General features: G+C 59.7%; 2 protein-coding genes. Both read right to left on the bottom strand.

Features of this window, described 5'->3' with window-relative positions:
- A partial coding sequence (locus EYB53_RS25040; protein ID WP_167857618.1) for an NACHT domain-containing protein occupies positions 1–2,702 on the bottom strand: 2,702 nt, incomplete at its 3' end.
- Positions 2,695–3,804: an Eco57I restriction-modification methylase domain-containing protein gene (locus EYB53_RS25035; RefSeq protein ID WP_135482306.1), complete on the bottom strand. Its 1,110-nt coding sequence runs from the start codon at positions 3,802–3,804 to the stop codon at positions 2,695–2,697. The genes EYB53_RS25035 and EYB53_RS25040, both read right to left, overlap by 8 nt.
- Positions 3,805–4,184: the final 380 nt, after the last annotated feature.

The following is a 4,184-nucleotide window of genomic DNA, read 5'->3' as shown; positions in this document are numbered from 1 at the left end:
GTACCAGATGTTGGCTCCGCTGTCACCCTCTGGCTAGCGGTTTTGGAGAGGATACATAAGAATAATACTAATGATGATGATGATGAAGAAATAATCATTACAAATAAAATTATCTTCCGAGCGAACCTCCAACGTGGTGGACGGACAATCATCTGGAGTAGTTGCCGCCCAACCTCGAGTTGCTCACTATCGGTTGCCGTCGCAAGTTGGTTGGCGGCGATCCTGGTGCCACCTACATCCATCATCAATAACTCGGCTAGGAAGGCCAGCGCTTCGGGTTGGTGCAGGATGGAGTCGATGTCCGTTTCTGTAACCCTCAGCAGTGCTCGTGAGCGAGGGGAGCGTGCATCCCGAATGGCATGGCTGATCTCTTCGGCATAGATGTATTCGAGAAACGATTTATGCCCAAATTTGAAGATGCCAGGGGCATCCGGCTCGTTTGCGAGCAAGCTGCTGGCGCGTACTTCCGTTTTGACCCGCTCGACAAGCTGCGGATGATCCTCTTTTGTCGTGGGGTTCTGAATGCGTACCCGTAGCGGTGCTAGCTGAGACAAGGGTATGCCGTGAGCCGTTAGGACATCGGGCATGGCAAGGCGCAGTTGATCCGTCAGGGTGCCAAGCCCATGCGCGTCAATGGTGGTCTCTCCTTTGCTTGCCATCGCCAGGGCCACACCACCCATAAAATAGACCCGCTCGGCTTCGCTGAGCTTCATAAACTCGCCCGAGTGCTCTTCCTTCTCGGTCTGGCGGCGATGGGTGCTATGCACAAAGGCGCGCATCACGCTAGCCGATGTTGGCGATGTTGAAATCGCCTTCATCTCGGGTTCATCCCAGATGGCAGCGACCAGCTGTAGCAGCGAGGGACGGGCCACAAGATCGGAAAAAGCTGTATTCTCGCCAGCAAGCCGACAAATATGCTCTCGCACATGGGACGGGTGCGATCGTAGCGCCGTTTGCATCTCTGGCCTTGATAATAGCTCCAGGTAGATTGGCTCACAGTACGATCCCGCGCCAAAGGCCGTCCGCAGGTTCAGTGCTTGCTCAAACTCCCCCTGGTTTTCGAAGAGGTTGGGGCGCCCGCTGATCAGGATCTTCGCCTGTGGGTAGCGGGCAAATTCCCACAGCGCCCGAAAGTAGCTCATCCGCATATCGGGATCGGCCAGGTAGGCCATCTCATCGAAGCCATCAAAGATTAACAAGAGGCGTCCGGCTTCATGGAGGCGTACCAACGCCTGCCCGTTCATCCCATAGCGACCAGCCCACTGCCCGAGCAGCGCATAGGGTTTCAGATTACGGAGGTTGCGCCCGCGCAGTTCGATCAAGATGGGGATGCGTGGCGGCAAGCCCGGCGCGTATTGCTCAAGGATACGTTGGGTCATCATCAGCGCAAAGCTGCTCTTGCCCTGACCATAACTGCCCAATAGCGCCAAGTGGCGGCGTCCCGATTCTCTAAGCCACTGAAAAATGTACTCTTCAATCTCGACCGGGCTACGCTGTGCGGGAACCTTGCCACGCAGAGAAACATACACATCATTGAGCGTGAGGTTGCTATTGGGTAAGGGACGCCGCAGGCGTTGCGCAATCATGCTACGATAGTCGTCGAGATTCACGGTCTGCTCAAGCAGCGTTTGCTCGGTCTCGACGCGCAAGCGCACGTCCTGACGAGCGGCAAGTCTAGGGCGCTGCCCATCACGAACAGCGACGATCACCTCTTCGAGACGCTGGTTGCGCTGCTGGGCAATACGCTGGGCGTAGGCGATTTGCTCGGCTAGGTGGGCCTGATCAACCGGATCGGAACCTGGAATCAGCGCAATCGCGCCCTTGGCCTGCTTGTTCCGCCCGATCCAGACTGCGGGAAGATCATGCCAATCGCTGTCAGCTTCGGGCGACACCGGCCCAGACAGTTCAGCTTCGGTTGAGGCGCGCTCGTCCAACTCTTCCAGGCTCACACCACTGACCCGTGGCCGAAATGAATACGAGGCACTGGTAAGCCGCACCAGTTCACGGGCCTGGTCAACCCATGCCAGTGATGTCATCGGCTCAGCAGGGAGATTCAGCGCAAACTGTTCACGAGGATCACTATAGTCTTGCAGGGCTGCTTCTCGGCGGAGGCGACGCTTGAACTCGAACCAGGCCTCACCCACCAGGCTGGGGGCATCACCCCCTCTGTCACGATCGACCTGGAGTGTACTTCTGCGTCCGGGCCATGAGCGATGTCTTCCATGAAGAACGAGGACAAATAACGTAGAAAGGGTCACAAATAGGGCCAGCGCTACGCCATTCAGTGCTGGAGGTGGCGCATCTGCGTTGGTGAAGCGAGCAAGAGCCTGGGGCATATCCCATGGGTAGACGTGACTATAGAGCGTGACAACAAATATGCAGATGAGCAAGATGATGGCAATCAAGGAAGAAAGGGCAAAGGTTTCGCGAAAATGACGATGTGCCCTCAGCCAGGTTACGAAAAGATGCGCACAACTGAGCAGAAAGAGCGGATAAAGCCAGAAGAGTGCGACCAGCGCACTACGGAATGGTGTCTGCGCAGCGGGCTCGATCACGAAGAACTCGATGATTTGCAACAACACGCCTACGAAGACGCCAAGCAGCACAGCCGTAAAAAACCATTCAGTTGCGCCTGCGACGAGACGTGCATAACTCTCAGGCTGTTTGTTTGCGGGGCCTGGATCATTGTGCCTATCAGCCATCGTTCTTCTCCAACACATATGCCGCCGTCTCCACCATGGCCGTATCGAGCACACCATAGCCCAGGTCGGCCACGATGGTAGGCCGCCCTGCTTTGAGCAGGATCTCTTCGCGCCATTTCTGGAAGCTCGTGAGGAAGAAACCGGTGCGCGAGGTGATCGCGCCGAGCATGCCACCGGGGTGCAAGAGCGCCAGGCCACGTTCAACGAAGGCAGCGTAGAGGTCGTTCTTGGTGCGGGGGTAGGCCTGCTCAAAGGCCGCCTTCCAGCCTTTGCTGGCCGCTCCGAAGGGCGGATTCATCAGCACGACGTCGTAGCGTTGCCGACAAAGATCGACAAAGGCGAAGCCAGAGGCGGCATCGTCCGCAAAGAGACGCCGCCGGTACCCCAAGCCATCCTCGGCTCGCTCGGCATAGCGTTGCAGTGCCGCGAGCACCATCCCTTCGGTGTGATCCCAGAACTGCTCGTCGCTGATCGCCCGGACATCGAAGAGGCCAACCTGTTCAATAGTGAGCGGCTCGTCGCCAAAGAGCCCGGCCTGCATATAGGTCGGTCGCTCGCGCCATTGCCGTTTCGCCTCGGCAATCGCCCCGCGCAGGTCGGCTTCGATCCGGAGCAGACTGCCGGCCTCGCCTGCCAGCCGCATCCGCTCGAAGAGACCGCGCACCAACTGGCCGAGCACCGGCGGCTCTAGCGTCGCTGCAAACTCAGCCAGCAGCGCCGCATCGCCCGGCATCGGCTCGGCACAAACTGCGTTGACCCGGTCGATCATGGTGCGTTCATCGCGTTTGAGGCCATGCATCTGGTAAGCCCGCTGGGCACGGAGCCAAAGCGCCAAGGCGCAGATCTGTCGCGCCCGGGGGTCAATGTCCACGGCATAAAGATTGTGGCGCAAGATGAGCGCTGGTACTGCCCGGCGCAGCGCCTCGAGCGTCGGATAGTCAGCGTGCAGCGTCTGACCGGTTGGGCCATAGCTTGGCGCACCATCCTGGCGCGCCCAGGCCTCCTCATAGATCGCCAGCAGCAGATCGAAGCAATAGAGCAGAAAGTGCCCCGACCCGGCGGCCGGATCAAGGATGCGCAGATCGCGTGGATCCTTGCGCACGCGAGGTTGTTTGCCCCCCACCCCCTGCCCCTCCCCCACGCGGGGGGAGGGGAGTTGGCCCCCCACCACCCCCTGCCCCTCCCCCACGAGGGGGGAGGGGAGTTGGCCCCCCACCCCCTGCCCCTCCCCCACGAGGGGGGAGGGGAGTTGTTGGCCCCCATCTCCCCTTGTGGACGAGGGGAGCGGGGCGGACACTTCTCCCCCCTCTCCCCTTGTGGGAGAGGGGGGCAGGGGGGGTGAGGGGGTGAGGCATTGTCGCGCCACCAGATCAGCTGGGCTTCCCCCCACCCCCTGCCCCTCCCCCACGCGGGGGGAGGGGAGTTGGCTATAAGCGCGAACTTAAGCTGAAATCGAACAAATGAGCAAACCGACACGGGAAA

Source organism: Candidatus Chloroploca mongolica, from assembly GCF_004762035.2.
Lineage (GTDB): Bacteria > Chloroflexota > Chloroflexia > Chloroflexales > Chloroflexaceae > Chloroploca > Chloroploca mongolica.
The sequence above is the reverse complement of the archived record's forward strand: the minus strand, read 5'-3'. Positions and strand labels throughout refer to the sequence as shown.